The following is a 15,906-nucleotide window of genomic DNA, read 5'->3' on the forward strand; positions in this document are numbered from 1 at the left end:
CAAAAATGAAGCAATACGCCTATTGGCGTTAGCATAGATAGCAATAAAATAACCCTTGGAACAAGGGAGTTAGCTCGGCTGTCTTAGGACGAATTCGTTAGCTACCAAAAGTAACGACTAACCGAGAAGCCCCCACTTCAAACAGTCCGCTAGGACGTTAAGTGGCGGGTAGTTCACCTAGTAGTAAGTTGATAAAAGTATGTATTTTTTAAACGCGAAATTGTATAAAGGATCCTTAATTTTGTTTAGGTATTTGTAGGAGTTGAAAGGATTTTGGGTTGGTTATGATATAATAAGGTTCAAGTATACTAAGGGGGATTAATTAAATGATTTTTCAAAGCATGATTACAGCTATTATAGAAAAATTACAAGAGACGGTGAATCCCTATTGGATAATTGTATTTGGATCAACGGCTGAGAATAGAGAACGGGAAGATAGTGATATTGATATAGCTTATGTAAGTGATACAACTTTAGGGAATTATGAACGTTTTTTATTAGCACAGGAGTTAGCTAACATTGTTCATAGAGATGTTGATTTAGTTGATTTATCCGAAGCTTCTACAGTTTTTCAAGCTCAGATTATACATACAGGAAAGACAATATTTTGTTCGGATGAAAAGCGTAAGGTTATTTTTGAAATGAAAACCTTAAAAATGTATTCAAAATTGAATGAAGAACGACAGGTAGTATTTGATGATATAAAGAAAAGAGGTTCTATATATGAAGAATGAGGTTATTTTAAATAAAATTTCTACAATAGAGCGTTGTATAAAAAGAATCCAAGATGTGTATGGAAATGACCCTGAAAATTTAGAGGACTTTACAAAACAAGATTCAATAATATTGAATATACAAAGAGCTTGTGAAGCGAGTATTGATTTAGCAATGCATATTGTTGCAGGGAAAAAATTAGGACTACCCCAATCTAGTCGAGAGGCCTTTGATTTATTGGTTACAGCAGGATTACTTAGCGCTGATCTAGCAAATAAGTTAAAGGCGATGGTTGGATTTCGTAATATTGCTGTTCATGATTATCAAAGTGTAAATTTAGATATTGTTCGTCAAATTATTGAAAAACATTTAACTGATTTTAAACTATTTACAAAAGAAGTAATGGGGATATTGGAATTTTAGTAAAAAGAACAGAATAATAGGGCTAAGAAAGAAAGTAATTCTATGATTCCCAAACCAGCTATTGAAACAATCACTTAATTTCGTAAGAAGAAACGTGGTCATAAGATGAATTTGTTTATGTTGTAGTGAGGCTTTGCATGAGATGTGTGTAGATAAATAGTAGGGAAAATATCCATACACAATTTTATCAACAAATAAGTAAATATTTTCAAAATAGATTTTTATACATATAATGTATATCCAAAACAAAAAAGTTTCCATAAGGAAACTTTTTTTGTTTTGAGTGAATTTATAGCGGTTAATTTATATACAGTTTTTGAAAAAAATGATGACTCATGTCAAATCATCTTCATTTACACGAACATGAACGTAGTATAAAAATGAAGCATATCCAAAATAATTAAAGGGGCTGAAAAAATGATTAAAAAACTTATTATTAGTTCTATTGCTTTAGGTGCAACAATAGGAGTGAGCAAACCTACATTTGCTACTACAATACATTCTCCATCACAGTTTAAAGAAACTCGAAATGTTCATGTGCAATCCCTGTATTCTCCATGGCAGTATTTAGGGCAAACTTCAAGGAAACTTCAAATTAAAAGTAAGGATCCAAAAGTACTAGCTTTTGAACTAGCAAAAGAAGCACCGTTTTACGAAGAAGAATTAGTAGACATATGTTCTGAAATTTTAGATGCAAATGTAGATGTTGTATATTGGACAAGTAAGGAATGGGTTAGATTTGAAGAAGGAAATTATGAATTTAAACATGAAATTAAAATTTTTAGAGATAAAGAACGTCAGCAATTAATTACGACACTAGAATCTTAGTTCTTTTACAAAAAAGAAGCTATCTTTAGTATGCTATTCTCCCCTCATAGTAGATAGGAAAAAGAAAACACATTAACCTATTTATTATGGAGGGGATTTTTCTAGGGGGTAAATTAGAATTACTTGCTATGCAAAATGAAAGGAAAAGGAAGTGGGTTTATACTTAAAAGAAGATATAAAACTGTTAAGAAAGAAATAGACATTTATTATCCAATTGTAAGACGTTAAATGAAATGATTCGAAACTTTAGGTACTAAAGAACTAGAAGAAGAACGTGGGAAAGCAAAAGGGTTATGTTTAGGTAGAATGAAACCTAAAGGTTCGGGTACTAAGACTAAACGATTGGAAGAAGAGGATGGGATGTTAGAGAAATGAAGGAAAGTATGTTGCGAAAGTAAAACTTTTATCATAATGCACATAAAAAAGACTTCTTCATCTATCTTAAGTCCGCAAATATATACAATGTTATAATCATCAAAGATTTCAAGAGAAATTAAATAACCTGAGTCCAAACAAATATAGACTCAGGTGGCTTAGCTGTGTTTTGAAAATATTGTCTACCTGACAGGTCCCTCTCTTTTTATTCTTCAAATAAACAAACTGAAACAAGCCTATTTAGAAGTATTAGTGAATTAGCCTTTCTTTAATTTTTATTTCGTGTCTCTTAGCTTTAACAAGTACAAACATAATTCATTAATCTATATTACCTTTAAAACATTTATAAATTTGATGCTATAAAAGCAATAGAATTATGTAATAAGTGAATTAAAAAAACAACCCCAAAAGCAGACATGGTAACCTGATATTTTTCATTCTTTTTTTTATATACCCAATAAGCATAGTTATATAAAAGACCAATTATCGTTGTACCAACTATATAAGTGATTCCATATTGATGATTTAATCCAAATATAATTGAAGCTATTAAAATGATAAGGTAATCGCGATTTTTAATGTAAGGAATCCAACTTAATAGCCAAAATAAAAATACTTGAAAAACTACTGTTTCATATATAGGTGCCGCTAATACCCCTAATAAAACTTGAAGAATAAGAGGTGCTTCTGTTATTGGTTTTTTTTGTATTTCAGGTAAGAATAGATCTAATGGTATTACAAATAAAAATGATCCTAATAAAATAAGAAAAATAAAAGAAATTGTAGGCAAAGCAAACATAAATCTATTTATTTTTTTGAGCATATATATTTCTCCTATAATCTTTTATTACATCTATACGAAAAGTAATAAATAATTGAGTCTCTTTTTGTTTGACATGTTTTTGTCTACTATTGATGAAAACCGTTCTGTAATTGAATTCTTGGCTTATATGTAGGTGTAGCGATAAAGTAGGGATATATTCACACTATATTGTTAATATTAAAATATTAAAGAGTTAAGTGAGATATTAAGGTCACACCAATTTTATGATGAATATAATATCAAGCCTGTTAAGGAAATATGTTGTATAGGACACGCTTGTACTTTTTATTTTACTATATGAATATTTAAGTGCATATAGTTTTGAAGGAGTATGTATTTTTGCATTTTTTAATACAAAAGTTTTTTATTAAAAATTTACTTTCTGCGCTACCTCATATGAATTTAAGACAATTGAAGGGTAAAGGCCAAAAGAGTCCGAGTTCAGATTGTACAGGTAAATATTATAATGTTATAGAAAAATAAGGAAAAAAGTTATAAAATAGGAGATTGAATTAAACTTTCAGGTTTTATTGTTCTGCAAGATAAAAATAACTAAAGATGAGGCTCTTAAAAATTCTTATCTTTATTTAAAACTAACGATATTATAAAAAATCCTCGCTGAAGGTACTGAAACAAATCTAATTTGAAAATCTTTAGGAGATAAATATGGAATTTTAAATATTCTTAGTCGTCTATTAAACATTATAGCAATTATTATAGGCAAATCCTTTAATATCATCGATTTAGAAGAAATCAGTACAAATAGAAAAGATGAAGTGGTAGAAGTATTACGTCTTCCTTTTAATAGATTTCCAGGAGCAGCTGGACATATAAAAGATGAAATTGTAAATGAAAAAAATTGGAACGTTTGGTTGAACGATTAGTATGCTATTTTAAAGTTTAAATTAATAATAGAAAGAGAACCTCTTAATATGTTACTACTTTGTTTTTGTATTGTTGAAAATAAGAAAGGAGAAATCAATGAAAAAATATTGGCATAAGCTATCGTTGCTTCAAAAAAATGTATTACTAACGGTATTAGTAATTCTGACCCTTGTTGGAAGTATGGGAGCGTTAAGTTTTAATATGTTTCAAAGTAGTATGATGTCTATATTTGAGAGGCAGTCTTTTGAAACAGGTGATGCGGTATTAAATCAATTAGATCTAGAAATAGTAAAAGATGTAGCAAAAGACCCCACAGCTCAAAGAGTGAAGAAAGAAAAATTGACAGAGCAATTAGATAAAGCTATAAAAGATATGAAAAGTGTTGGGCAAACATATGTTACAGGAGCCAAGCTAAATGATAAAGCTGAATTACAAATAGTAGCTTTGGATACAAAATTAGCAAATACTGTTTCTGTCAAACCAGGTGAAGATTATGAGCAGCCTACTTATTGGATGAAAACATATGATAAAGTAATACAAACAAAACAGGCACAAATGACAGAAGTGTATGAAGATGAATTAGGGTTCTGGGTAACAATCTTAGAGCCAGTTACAGATGAAAATAAAAATATAATTGCAATTGTTGCAGCGGATTTGGATGCTTCTATTATTCCTCTTACAAAGAAACAATTTATGATACAAGGTTTACTATTTATTATAATTTCATTAACAATCGCAATTACAATTCAAATATTTATCTCACGAAACTCTCTATCGCCTTTAAAGGATTTACAAGAAGGGTTACGTAAAGTTGGTGAAGGGGATTTAAGTATTAAATTGAATGAAAGATCTGATGATATAGGAATAACTAATATCTATTTTAATAATACTATTAAAAAGTTTAATAGTATTATAGATAAAGTAAGGCAGACTGCTGAACAGGTGTCGACATCTTCACAGGAATTGTCGGTAAGTACAAAAGAGAATAGCATAGCCTTTAAAGAAATTGCAAGTGCTATTACAGGATTAAATTTAGGAGCACATTCTCATGAATATGTAGTGCAAAAATGTTTAGGGATTGTTCAAGAAATGGAAAGTAAGATGAAAGAAATTAAAGGAGCTGCAAAACAAGTTGGCAATGCTTTGGAAGACATGGACCAGCATTCTGTAGAAGGAAAAGATTTGATTAAGCAAATCATGAATCAAATGAAAAGAATCAAAGATACAGTTCAGGATGTATCTTCTAGTATTTATGCAGTAGAAGTACGATCTAAGGAAATTCATGAAATTCTTACTGTAATTACAACCATTTCAAATCAAACAAATTCATTAGCTTTAAATGCTTCTACTGAATCCTCATGTGCTGGAGAGATGGGAGAAGAATTTTCAGGTGTTGCGGACGAGGTACGTATATTAGCGGAAAGAACCGAGGCATCTGCAAGGGATATAGCTAAATTAATTGGTGAAACCCAGGCTGAAGCAGAGAGAGCTGTAAAATCCATACAGAAGAGTTCAAAGGAAGTTGAATCAGGAATAACACTTGTTCAAAGTAGTGGTGCTTTCTTTGAAAAGATTTCAGAATCTGCACAATCTGTTACAAATCAAATTAAAGCGAATTCGAATAATTCAAGTGACATTTTAAAAGATAATCAAACAATTGTTCAGTTTGTAAATGAATTATCACACATTGCAAATACATATGTGAATAGCAGTAGTAATGTGGAGACAAGTATGAAAGAGCAAGAACTATATGTACAAGATATTGCAGAGTTAGCAAATTCTTTAAATTGGCTCTCGCAAGAGTTACAGGGGTTAATAGGGGAATTCAAAAATAAGTAGGATAGGAGAAGGTGTAGGTATAGAGTATGATCTATACCTTTATTTATTCCCACATTAGAGATGAAAGCTTAGGTATATATGAAAAATAGCTAAACGAATAATTTTTTTGCATATTTTGTTGGAAATAGAGCATGATATTCCCAAATTCAACGGAGGTGTTTAAAAAATGCAAATTCGCGAAAATAATAATTCAAACGAAATCTTAATAGCAGCGGCAGCAAGTGCAATTGAGCAAATGAAGTATGAAATTGCTCAGGAGTTTGGCGTTACACTTGGACCAGATTCAACATCACGAGCAAATGGTTCAGTAGGTGGAGAGATTACGAAACGTTTAGTTCGTATGGCGCAAGAGCAGTTATCTGGTCAATATAAAATTCACTAAAGTTAAAGGTATATTCCATTGAAGGGATATACCTTTTTAATTTGCTTTTAAAGAGGATCGTTAAATTTTTTATTGTTGGTTAAGTTTAGAAACTGCAAATTTAGCTGTGAAATTCATTTTCTTCATGTAAGAAGAATTTACTCCTGCTTGAAATTGAACCGAAATATTACCGTCTTTTTGTGCTTTGAATACGCGACCATATGGTGAATTAGCATTGTATGTGCCAATTACTTGATTATCTGCATCAAAGACTGTATAAGAAATTGGGAACCCGGAATTTTGTACAAAGACTGTAAGTTCTTCCCCTTTACTAAGATTAAATGATTCTTTTTGAGAAACTTCATAGGAATTCATAGAGTAATATTTTGTAACTTCTTGAATTTCTAAATTCGTAGTTTCCGCACTCGCTTTTGGTGCCTCTGCTCCTGGTAAATTCATACCTGATAGTACTGCAATTCCTAGTGCCCCTGCTAAAATAGCTTTTTTCATAATGCTAGTTCCTCCTTTAATATATTCTGAGATTTGAAAAGGAAGTGAAATTACCACTTCTTGAAACCATTATAGTTACAATGAGAATGATTTTCAATATAATTTGATATGTAATTCTGCATACATAAGGTGGCGATATAAGACAATCTATCTGAGATTTAGAATATTCTTAGAAGAAGAGGAGGAGGACAAATTTTTAAAACTATGAATGGAATTGTAGCTGTTTTTTTACATACGTCAGTTTTATAAGTAAATATTTCGTTGAGTTTATTTTTGTTCGTTTGCTTTAAATGAAATATTTTAATGTTGATAAAGTTTTATAATTTGGGATTATTAAACAAAAATGAGATATTATATGTTATGCTAGAGGAGCAACAAAGCAAACCATCCTGATAATATTGTGTATATTTATCCTATGTATGTCGTTTGTATTAGAAATGAGAAGTCTCTTTAAAAAGGGGCTTCTTATTTTTGTTTGGAGGGGGATACATACCTCTGGGATTCAAAATAAAACAAAACAGAAAGAATATTCAGGTGAATCTGAAAGACCTTGTCATTATAAACAGGGCCTTTCAAAAAGAGACGAAAATTGATAACTGAAGGTGCCTTTACATTACTATTATTGGAATTTTAATTCCAAGTATTTATGCTGAGAAATAAAATGCAGATTAATTTTCTAATATATTTTTAAATCCCTCTACATTGTTATTAAATAATTCTAGGACCCTCCAATTTCTATTTTCTATTCCGTACGATTCTAGGTGATTGGTCATCTCTGGAACCAAAAACCTCATACTAAGAAGCTGCTGCTGTGTAATTAAGTATTTTTTCTGGGTTCTTATTATCTAAATCAGAAATGAACTTTCTAAAAATAGAATTAGAGTATGTCTTTATTGGTTTTTATCATTTTCACATATAATGAAATTTGTTTAGTAAGACGATTTTGTTGATGTTCATCAAGCTTCCCGTAAGCCCTCTTTTTCTATTAATTTTGAATCCAAAAACGATCAGATTCTTGATTTTTAGCACTATCAATGTGAAATTTTACTTTTTAATTTCACTAAAATTGGAAGACGAATTTGTTTTATTCTATCCATAGCTCTCTACTTTTACAGAATTATTGAATCTAAAGTTTAATAGGTGTCACGAATAAAAAAGTGCTAATATGGTAATATAATCAAAAGAAATACGGATTATAAAGGAATATTTGGGGGAAATAGATCATACTAATGGGGGAATAAATTTTGGCATTAAATCTTACATTACATAAAAATAGTCAATATGAAAATAGTGAGAATTTAATAGTATTAATTCATGGTTTGGGGGCTCCTAATGATACTTGGGTAAAAAATAATATTGCGTGGAAAGATCTATTTCTAACGGATTTAAATCTACCCAGTACAGATGTAGCTATGGTAGTGTATGACACTGCGCATTTAGCTGCTGGAATATTAAGTACCATGGGCGTAAAGAATCTTAGATTAAGCATGTTTAGAAAATTTTCAGTTGATAAAGGCCCTTTTACAAGTGTTGAAATATTAGCGAGGGAACTTAAACGAGAGATTGATTCAAACAGAATAAAAGCATATAAAAGAGTTATTTTAGTCGGTCATAGTATGGGAGGATTAATTGCTATTAGATATCTTTTAGAAGAGATTGAGCATAAGCAAAATCATAATATTAAAGGATTTATTAGTCTTGCCACACCGTATAATGGTTCTTCTTTTGCACTTTATGCAAAATTAATACAAAGTATAAATCAGCATGCACAGATTCCTGCATTAGAACCAAATAGTAACTTCTTAGATGATACTATTCGGTTATGGCAAAAACATTTAGAGAATATAAAAACTGATTTTAAATTTTGTTTTGGTACTAATGATGGAATTGTTAGTGAAAGTAGTGCAGTACCACACACAGTTAGTTCTAAGTGGACTGGAGGGATACCTCTTCCAGGTGACCATAGTAGTATTCTTGATATTCAAGACCATGAATCTACTAGTTATATAAGTGTAAGTGAGTTTATTAAAGAGGTAATTGAAAAAGAAGTTTTTGAAAAAAAAAAGACAATTAATGACCAAAGAATTCATTCAAGAGCTAGATGTATAGCAAGATGGCAAGCCAGTGGGTTAACGAAAGAACAGACAAATTATTTATTAGAAAATATTGAATATGAATATGAGTATCTAGAGCCAACAGTAGATAAGAAAATTTCCGTCATTGTGGGGGAATTTGGAGTTGGTAAATCTTTTGTTGCAGACTTAATGTTTCAAAAGTACTTAAATAAAGCAGAAGAGGATTTAAGTTTGTCTATACCTATTTTTTTTAGTTCTTCTCAAGTGGTTAATAATTTTCAAACGCTTATGGAATCTATTATCAATAAGGTGCCATGTGAAGAAAGAGAAGAACAGTTAATCATAATAGACGGTATGGACGAAGTGAGCTTTTCTTTAGCATCAAAAACATTAGATGAGGTTCGGATAGCTGCGGAAAGATGGAGTAATATTAGGATATTAATGACTAGTAGACCTTTAAGTATATTTAATGATATTCCTGAAAAAAGAACCATAAATTCATTATCAGAACAAAATGTTACTAAAATAATTAGTTTTTTATCTGGATCTAGGTACGATTACTTACTAAACCAACGATTTCCTAAGGTCATTCAAGATGCTATTCAGCGTCCTTTATTTGCTATTATATTGGGAACATATTTAAGTAAGAATAGGCATGTACCTAATTCTACTGGTGAATTATTAGTGTATTTAATTGAGAATTCAATAACAAAAGTAAATATTAATAAAGAACTTACAAAAAAACTACTAAAAGAATTAGCAGTATTAACTACTAATAGAGGAAATGTTTCTATTTTTAAAAATGAGATTGGGACAATTGATGAGATTCAAACCTTATTGGATACTGGATTAGTAATTGAGAATAATGGTTATCTTTCTTTTGCTTTACCTATATTAGCCCAGTGGTTTGCAGCGCAGGCGTTATCAGAGAAAATGACAAATATTGATGAAGTTATTAATGGAGATAAAAACTTAGATTATTGGAAGTATGCAATTATTATTCTTATAACTGTGTTTAAACAAACAAAGGTAGATAGCATATTAACTAAAATTGTAGAAAAGAATCCAGGTTTTGCATCGATTTTAATTGAAGAAAGTATTGCTAACTGGGGTATGGAAAGTAATATTTCACTTCCCGCTGCGCTAGAATGCGGAGAAAGAGTTAGAGAATCTATGAGGTCTTGGATCAAAGGTTTTCACGGATTTTCTAAATTTATAACACCAGTCGATTTTGATGGTGATGTACTTCCCATTGGGGTAAGTGTAGGTGATGTATGGTTAACGACATCTTGGTATAAAGGGAGTGAAAAGATTCCTAAGGTCAATGAAATACTAGAGTTAAGAATGAATAATTTTCCAGATTGGCCAAGTTATAGGAGGGCGAGGCCTGGGAAAAATTTAAATTGGCATTGGAGATGGTCTATGGAAGAAGTTAGAGATAAGCTGTCAAAATTGATAAAGGAAAAATCATTACCAATTTGTACAGAAGTAATTTTTCAAGAATTAATTTGGAGTATGGTCTTAAAAATAACTAGAAAGGGGGCACTGTACACTCATACAGTTTCTATAGAAGAAATTCAAGAAAAGCTAGAAAATCAATACAAAATGGTAGAATTTTTGGACCTTCATAAAAAAAGTTATGACTTGAACATATTAAGAGATTATATAGAAAGTTTAAAAACAAAAAATATTAACGTTATAACTTCTCCTATTCCTGGAGCAAATATTGATAAGCCTTCAAATACTTGGGTGTGGAATTTTTATACGTCTGATCAACTACACTTAAGAACTATAAAAATTTATGAAAAAGCGATTATTGAATATAAGCAGTTGGTAGAGATTTTATTTCCTACTATAAAAAACAGATTAAAGAAATATGTTTTATACCCTTATGTATTTAAAGGTAATTTAGAAGTTCCAAATAAGACAAATGATTATAGATCTGGACCATCTTTAGAGTGGTATTTAGAGCCACTACCTATACATGAAGAACCTAAAATAGAAATAGGTATTAGTAAAGAGAAAATTCGCTTTTTTGAAGATGACTCTATAATGGAAGAAATTAATGAAAAAATAAAAAAATATCGGCCACAAGCATCAGAATGGCTGTGGGCTTCACGTACTAGCCAAGCACTAGATATCTATGGATCTACTCCTGTGACAGATTTAATTTATAAGTGGTTAGAGAAAGATTTAAAATCTATATATTGGATAAAATAGGTTACATTAAATATGGGGTAATAAAGAAAAAAATTTAACAAAAAATATGTCGGTATACGATTTATAAAATAAAAAAAACATATTTCCTACTTTAATTAATCCATTTTAAATCAATATCGATAATATAAAAACTTAATGGGAATATTGGATGAAAAGCAGGGATAATTCAATAATTTGATTTAAATTCTTTTCTATATTTTATCTGGAGTATTTGTTATTTTTATTCATCCTTATTTAAATTGTCCACTTTAAATAAGGATGAATAGGGATATGAAATAAGGGAAAAGTGATATGTAAAAAAATTTAAGCATTTTGTTATTGAAAGAACTACAAAAATATGGTGTATTATGTAATATGTTGAAAGTGTTTGCTGTTTCACTATTAATATCCTCTTTCTTTTTAAATAAGATGTAAATAATAGGCGATTCATTAAAGAATGCATAATACGGTGGAAGGTGGAATTTTACCAATCTCTTCTTTTGAGAAAGAGATAGTTTTAATGGTTAATTTCTCTATAATAAATCAAAAGAACTTATTACTTTTAGTTTTTCTAAAAGTGTAATGAGCTTTCGTAAGCGACAAAATTCATATTAATTTTATAAATTGAAGAATAAATATAAAATTATTTTGTTGGTTATTGATAAATAGCAGATCATATATAAGTGATTAAAACAATAACTGTGAAAATAGATGTTTACTACACGAAGGGAATTAGTATAAGATTATGTGTCAAATTATTTTGATGTAATTTAACACATAATAAGAAATTTAGATTTAGTACATTGATTGTCTCTTAGTTTTGAAAAATAAATTATCTGAAATTACGAATTTAAAACGTGTTTTTTTATATCCAGATATGAACTGAATTAGTTAGTACTTGAATCGAATTTTAAAATAATAATTAAAAAACTGAAAGGACGGTGGTATTTTGAGTATTTTGTCTGTTTTAAATTTATTTACCCCATATTCAGGCCTTTGGGGGAACCAACAAGCCGATGTTATTGCAATTACTTTTGGGCTTACTACTTGCATACTAACATCTATAGGGTTATTTGCTATATTTATCTCAATTAATACCCAACATATAATTACAAAAGGAAGAGAAGTCTTATGGGGAATACATAAAAACCTTAATAAACAGAAGAGATTGGGTAGTGTTTTAAATAATGATATAGTCGATGACTTGAATCTATATTTCGAAATTATTCAAGAAGATAAATTTATAAAAAAAACAGTTTCTGTTGTAAAAGCTGCATTTATATTTATTTGGTGCATATGGGTTATTTGTATCTATTTTATTAAAACGGGTAGTTTAGGTGTAAATTTGTTGCTAACTATATTTATTGTGATAGCAATTATTATTACCTTTTGGTTTTATAAGTTAATTTCAAAACTTACTAATGTAACTGAGATATCAAATATTCCAAGTAAAAAGCATTTATTAAATGCTTCACTCAGCCAGCAGGGAACGTATATTTTAAATACTCTTGATTTGGCATTATATACAATGCAAGTCGACCTACGGTTTTATCAAGATAAAAAAATACCTCCACAACTGTTAATTTCTTTCCCTTTTATTTATCAAGAAATTAAACTTGAAATAGAAGTGAGAGCTTATGAAATTTATGACACAGGGGAAGAGGTAAATGATATTTGGCATGGAAATGATGCAATGGAGGTAGGAGAACCTATAAAAATAAAAGTAGATAAAATTGATAAAAATACGCATAGTTTTTTCATTAATGATATAAAACTAAGGGGTTTAGGGGCTATCTTCACTTTAAAATTAAAAAATGGTGATAGGGAGGTCAAGGTTGTTTATCGGAAAAGGCATAATCAAAATCAAGAATTGGTATATCAGCCAATGTCTAATTAAGAAATTTTAAGCTAAAGGGGGAAAAAATATTGGAATTAGAGAATTGTGTGAAGTAAATTTGATTCTATGTTCAAATGGAGATGTAAATTCTATTGTACTTGAGCTTCATTTTTGGAATAATTAAACAACAAATTTAGTGGAACATTGTATGTATATCATAGATGTTTTACTAGTATGATAGTCTTATAAAAATTAACTCATAATGGTTAAATTTTATAAGACTAATTGCTCCATTTATGACAGTAACTCGTGAACAGTATACTCAATTTTTATATAATGCTTTTTGGAATGATCTTTCATGGAATCATAAGGACCTATTTGAATAATGGATAGAGCTTTTTGTGAAAGGTAAATCAGTTAGTAAACAAAGGTTATGGGATTTGTTTACTGTAACCATTTCTTATTTATCACTATACAGTTTTATTAATAAGAGAAAAAGCTGGTGAGATAAAGGGCATCATTCTAATTAGAATGATGCCCTTCTTATTTTAAATATAATCTACTGAGCTATTTTTTCGATTTTAGGCGTAACAGCTATTGGTGGTAGGGATTTAGTCCATGCAGCTGCATATACATTTAATTTCTCACCTAATGTGTAGCTTTCACCATCTGAAACAGGGACCCTTAAAATCTTATTTTGAGAAACAAGATCCCACCAATCATGTTGATAAGCAAGAGCTTCATCTTTTGTAGACGTAGCAGCAACTACTAAATAATTGTTTTCTACTGAAATGACATATCCAGTAAAAGGTTCTTGTTCTTGGTTCTGAATAGAATGAACAGGAATATTGTTGGTGGAAATCTTGTTAAAATCTGCAAAGGCCGGTGTTAATCCGAATGTAAATCCACATCCTAGTGTTAAAGCTGTTACCGTTGTTACGAATATTTGTTTTTTGTTAAACATGATATATCCCCCTTATATTTTATTCTTACACTATCCACTTTCAATTTACATACATATAAAGCCTTTTAATATTAAGATGTTTAACAATTCTGTCACGATAATCCCAAAAATGTTAATATTATCTATTAACAGAAGTGAATTTGTGTTATAATTCACTAGGTGAACTATTATTGTTCATTTCATCTCTTGATGAACGTATGCCCTTCCTTAATTGTAAATATGTTCAATTTTATTGGTGAAGAGGGGAGATATCCCTCTTCTTTTTTTATGGGATTTTTGGGAGTGAACAGAAAAAGAACCCTATAGGGTTCTTTTTCTAGGCATATTAACAGTAAGGAGAGTATTGAAATGCTAATTTCAAATTTTTATTAGGAGAAAAATTTGAAAAAGCTTATCATGTTATTATTTTTACATATATGTAATATAAAGTGAATTGATAATATGTAGATTCACTATTACTAATATTCAATTAAGATAGTTAGCGCTATGTTAATAGTGTTAACTGTCTTAATTGGTGTGGAATGTGATAGAAAGCATAAGTTTACCGCAAACTTATGCTTTCAGGGTTTGAAGAATATTCTTAATATGAATTTTAAAGAAAATACAAAATTTTACTAGACGTGAGAAAAAAGGAACTGAAAATATCCTTTAAAATAAGATATATTTTGGTCAAAAAATTAGAGGACACCAATTCATTAAAGCGATAAAAAAACGTTTTAATGAATTGGTGGCCGTTTTGTTTTAAAAAGAGAATATATTTTCTCAACAGGAAAAATGGTAGTCAGCTATAAGTATTAATTATAAGGATAAAAGGAAAATAGAAATTAATAATAAAGGAGAATGCAAAATGATAACATTAATATCTGAAAGAAATCTAGCTGAAATCCACGAAGACGATGTAGATGTATTAAAAGTAATGGCACATCCTGTTCGATTACAAATTGTAAATGAATTAATGCACCATAAAATGTGTAATGTTACACAGTTAACGGAAATTTTAAGACTCCCCCAATCCACTGTTTCACAACATTTATCAAAATTGAGGGGAACCGTACTTCGATCAGAAAGAAGAGGGTTAGAGATGCATTATTATATAGATAATGCTAAGGCACGTCAGATTGTTGAGATTTTAGGTTTGTAGGTTAAGTAACGTGAATAGTCCCAAACAGAGGTGTTTCGGACTAGGGGTTCAAGATTTTATTGAATCTTCTAGTTTTTAAAAGGGATATCGTAGAGGGGTTGAAAGGTTAGCTACGTATCAATTGAAGAAATAATCCTAATATAACGGGTTATTTCTTTTATTATGAAGATAGAAAAAAAGATGAAGATAATTCATCTCTTTTATACGTTCTTATTTTCAGTAACATCTAAATGCTTTTTTAATGCATCTTGTAACACTTGTGAGTAGTTTACATTATTAGCTTTTCCAATTTTATCGAGCCAATGAGGAATAGTTAATGTTTTCTTGACGGCTTTATTTTCAATTTCACTACGGAATGGTGGCATCCATACTTCCATTAAGCCAATTACTTGATCGTCTTTAGTTTGGATAGAAGTTGGATTAGATGCGGGCGGAATAGGGCCTTTATTTTCCTCTATTTCATATAGATGAGTTGCTAACGTCTTTTTAGCCATTTCAAAGGCATCTTCATAGTTATTACCATTAGCATGACAATCTGCTAAGTCAGGAAATGTAACAGTAACCTGCTCATTAGAAAAATCAAAAATAGATGGGTAGATGTAGCGATCTTGGTAAGTGCTCATTTGCTTTTCCTCCTGCTAAATATAGTGTAGTGGATTTACTTCTTAAATTTCTTGATAATCGAAATGGTGAAGACCAAAATCCATAAAATAATCACTATTAAGTAGATAGTGTCTAACATTTGTAAATTAGAAAAGTCGGTAACAATAAAGAAACGAATGGTTAAAAACAAACAAATAGTATTTAAAATCAATGAAGTTTTTGACATATTGATATGGGAGATGATAATATTTTTTTTAAGAAACTCAACCAGTTGGTTGAGTTTCCCAATGGGTTACTTGCGTTTTCTTCGCTTAGGTTTTCTGCTTGGT

General features: G+C 29.9%; 13 protein-coding genes. 9 read left to right on the top strand and 4 right to left on the bottom strand.

Annotation, left to right across the window (positions count from 1 at the left end; genetic code table 11):
- The first annotated feature begins 326 nt into the window (after positions 1 to 326).
- The 4 genes from DOS87_RS12235 (at position 327) to DOS87_RS30595 (ending at position 2,530) form a co-directional block, all read left to right on the top strand.
- Positions 327 to 734, top strand: a complete 408-nt coding sequence (locus DOS87_RS12235) for a type VII toxin-antitoxin system MntA family adenylyltransferase antitoxin (protein WP_000577226.1) — start codon at positions 327 to 329, stop codon at positions 732 to 734.
- A complete protein-coding gene (locus DOS87_RS12240) occupies positions 724 to 1,137 on the top strand; it encodes a type VII toxin-antitoxin system HepT family RNase toxin (protein WP_000787540.1) in 414 nt (137 codons plus the stop codon). Before DOS87_RS12235 ends, DOS87_RS12240 begins: the two co-directional genes overlap by 11 nt.
- Before the next feature lie 417 nt (positions 1,138 to 1,554).
- Entirely contained in the window at positions 1,555 to 1,965 is a 411-nt protein-coding gene (locus DOS87_RS12245; RefSeq protein WP_016513563.1) for a hypothetical protein, read from the top strand.
- A 457-nt stretch (positions 1,966 to 2,422) separates the two neighbouring features.
- Entirely contained in the window at positions 2,423 to 2,530 is a 108-nt protein-coding gene (locus DOS87_RS30595) for an IS3 family transposase (RefSeq protein WP_163051492.1), read from the top strand.
- Between the two features lie 153 nt (positions 2,531 to 2,683).
- Here the strand turns inward: DOS87_RS30595 and DOS87_RS12255 are convergent, their stop codons facing one another.
- Positions 2,684 to 3,163 (bottom strand): CPBP family intramembrane glutamic endopeptidase, encoded by a 480-nt coding sequence (locus tag DOS87_RS12255; protein ID WP_163051424.1) that lies wholly within the window; start codon positions 3,161 to 3,163, stop codon positions 2,684 to 2,686.
- Between the two features lie 981 nt (positions 3,164 to 4,144).
- Between DOS87_RS12255 and DOS87_RS12260 the strand changes: the two genes are divergently transcribed.
- Positions 4,145 to 5,887 (top strand): methyl-accepting chemotaxis protein, encoded by a 1,743-nt coding sequence (locus DOS87_RS12260; RefSeq protein WP_208730267.1) that lies wholly within the window; start codon positions 4,145 to 4,147, stop codon positions 5,885 to 5,887.
- A 166-nt stretch (positions 5,888 to 6,053) separates the two neighbouring features.
- A complete protein-coding gene (locus DOS87_RS12265; RefSeq protein ID WP_001167049.1) occupies positions 6,054 to 6,269 on the top strand; it encodes an alpha/beta-type small acid-soluble spore protein in 216 nt (71 codons plus the stop codon).
- Positions 6,270 to 6,338: 69 nt separating this feature from the next.
- Here DOS87_RS12265 and DOS87_RS12270 read toward each other — a convergent pair whose 3' ends face one another.
- Complete coding sequence (locus tag DOS87_RS12270; protein WP_208730268.1) at positions 6,339 to 6,758, bottom strand: hypothetical protein; 420 nt, start codon at positions 6,756 to 6,758, stop codon at positions 6,339 to 6,341.
- Between the two features lie 1,244 nt (positions 6,759 to 8,002).
- Here DOS87_RS12270 and DOS87_RS12275 point away from each other — a divergent pair.
- Positions 8,003 to 11,053 (top strand): alpha/beta fold hydrolase, encoded by a 3,051-nt coding sequence (locus DOS87_RS12275; RefSeq protein ID WP_208730269.1) that lies wholly within the window; start codon positions 8,003 to 8,005, stop codon positions 11,051 to 11,053.
- A 928-nt stretch (positions 11,054 to 11,981) separates the two neighbouring features.
- Positions 11,982 to 12,929 (top strand): hypothetical protein, encoded by a 948-nt coding sequence (locus DOS87_RS12280; protein ID WP_098832074.1) that lies wholly within the window; start codon positions 11,982 to 11,984, stop codon positions 12,927 to 12,929.
- 499 nt (positions 12,930 to 13,428) lie between these two features.
- Here the strand turns inward: DOS87_RS12280 and DOS87_RS12285 are convergent, their stop codons facing one another.
- Positions 13,429 to 13,833 (bottom strand): DUF3221 domain-containing protein, encoded by a 405-nt coding sequence (locus DOS87_RS12285; RefSeq protein ID WP_208730270.1) that lies wholly within the window; start codon positions 13,831 to 13,833, stop codon positions 13,429 to 13,431.
- Positions 13,834 to 14,680: 847 nt separating this feature from the next.
- Here DOS87_RS12285 and DOS87_RS12290 point away from each other — a divergent pair.
- Positions 14,681 to 14,974: an ArsR/SmtB family transcription factor gene (locus tag DOS87_RS12290; protein ID WP_061139839.1), complete on the top strand. Its 294-nt coding sequence runs from the start codon at positions 14,681 to 14,683 to the stop codon at positions 14,972 to 14,974.
- 200 nt (positions 14,975 to 15,174) lie between these two features.
- Here the strand turns inward: DOS87_RS12290 and DOS87_RS12295 are convergent, their stop codons facing one another.
- A complete protein-coding gene (locus tag DOS87_RS12295; RefSeq protein WP_208730271.1) occupies positions 15,175 to 15,597 on the bottom strand; it encodes a type II toxin-antitoxin system HicB family antitoxin in 423 nt (140 codons plus the stop codon).
- Positions 15,598 to 15,906 lie beyond the last annotated feature (309 nt).

The sequence above is a fragment of the Bacillus sp. CR71 genome, from assembly GCF_003429245.1.
GTDB lineage: Bacteria > Bacillota > Bacilli > Bacillales > Bacillaceae_G > Bacillus_A > Bacillus_A thuringiensis_S.

Excerpts from the sequence above, each read along its gene's own strand:
- DOS87_RS12235 (WP_000577226.1), top strand. The coding sequence starts at position 327 with ATGATTTTTCAAAGCATGATTACAGCTATTATAGAAAAATTACAAGAG.
- DOS87_RS12295 (WP_208730271.1), bottom strand. The coding sequence starts at position 15,597 with ATGAGCACTTACCAAGATCGCTACATCTACCCATCTATTTTTGATTTT.
- DOS87_RS12245 (WP_016513563.1), top strand. The coding sequence starts at position 1,555 with ATGATTAAAAAACTTATTATTAGTTCTATTGCTTTAGGTGCAACAATA.
- DOS87_RS12270 (WP_208730268.1), bottom strand. The coding sequence starts at position 6,758 with ATGAAAAAAGCTATTTTAGCAGGGGCACTAGGAATTGCAGTACTATCA.
- DOS87_RS12260 (WP_208730267.1), top strand. The coding sequence starts at position 4,145 with ATGAAAAAATATTGGCATAAGCTATCGTTGCTTCAAAAAAATGTATTA.
- DOS87_RS12265 (WP_001167049.1), top strand. The coding sequence starts at position 6,054 with ATGCAAATTCGCGAAAATAATAATTCAAACGAAATCTTAATAGCAGCG.
- DOS87_RS12285 (WP_208730270.1), bottom strand. The coding sequence starts at position 13,833 with ATGTTTAACAAAAAACAAATATTCGTAACAACGGTAACAGCTTTAACA.
- DOS87_RS12290 (WP_061139839.1), top strand. The coding sequence starts at position 14,681 with ATGATAACATTAATATCTGAAAGAAATCTAGCTGAAATCCACGAAGAC.
- DOS87_RS12255 (WP_163051424.1), bottom strand. The coding sequence starts at position 3,163 with ATGCTCAAAAAAATAAATAGATTTATGTTTGCTTTGCCTACAATTTCT.
- DOS87_RS12240 (WP_000787540.1), top strand. The coding sequence starts at position 724 with ATGAAGAATGAGGTTATTTTAAATAAAATTTCTACAATAGAGCGTTGT.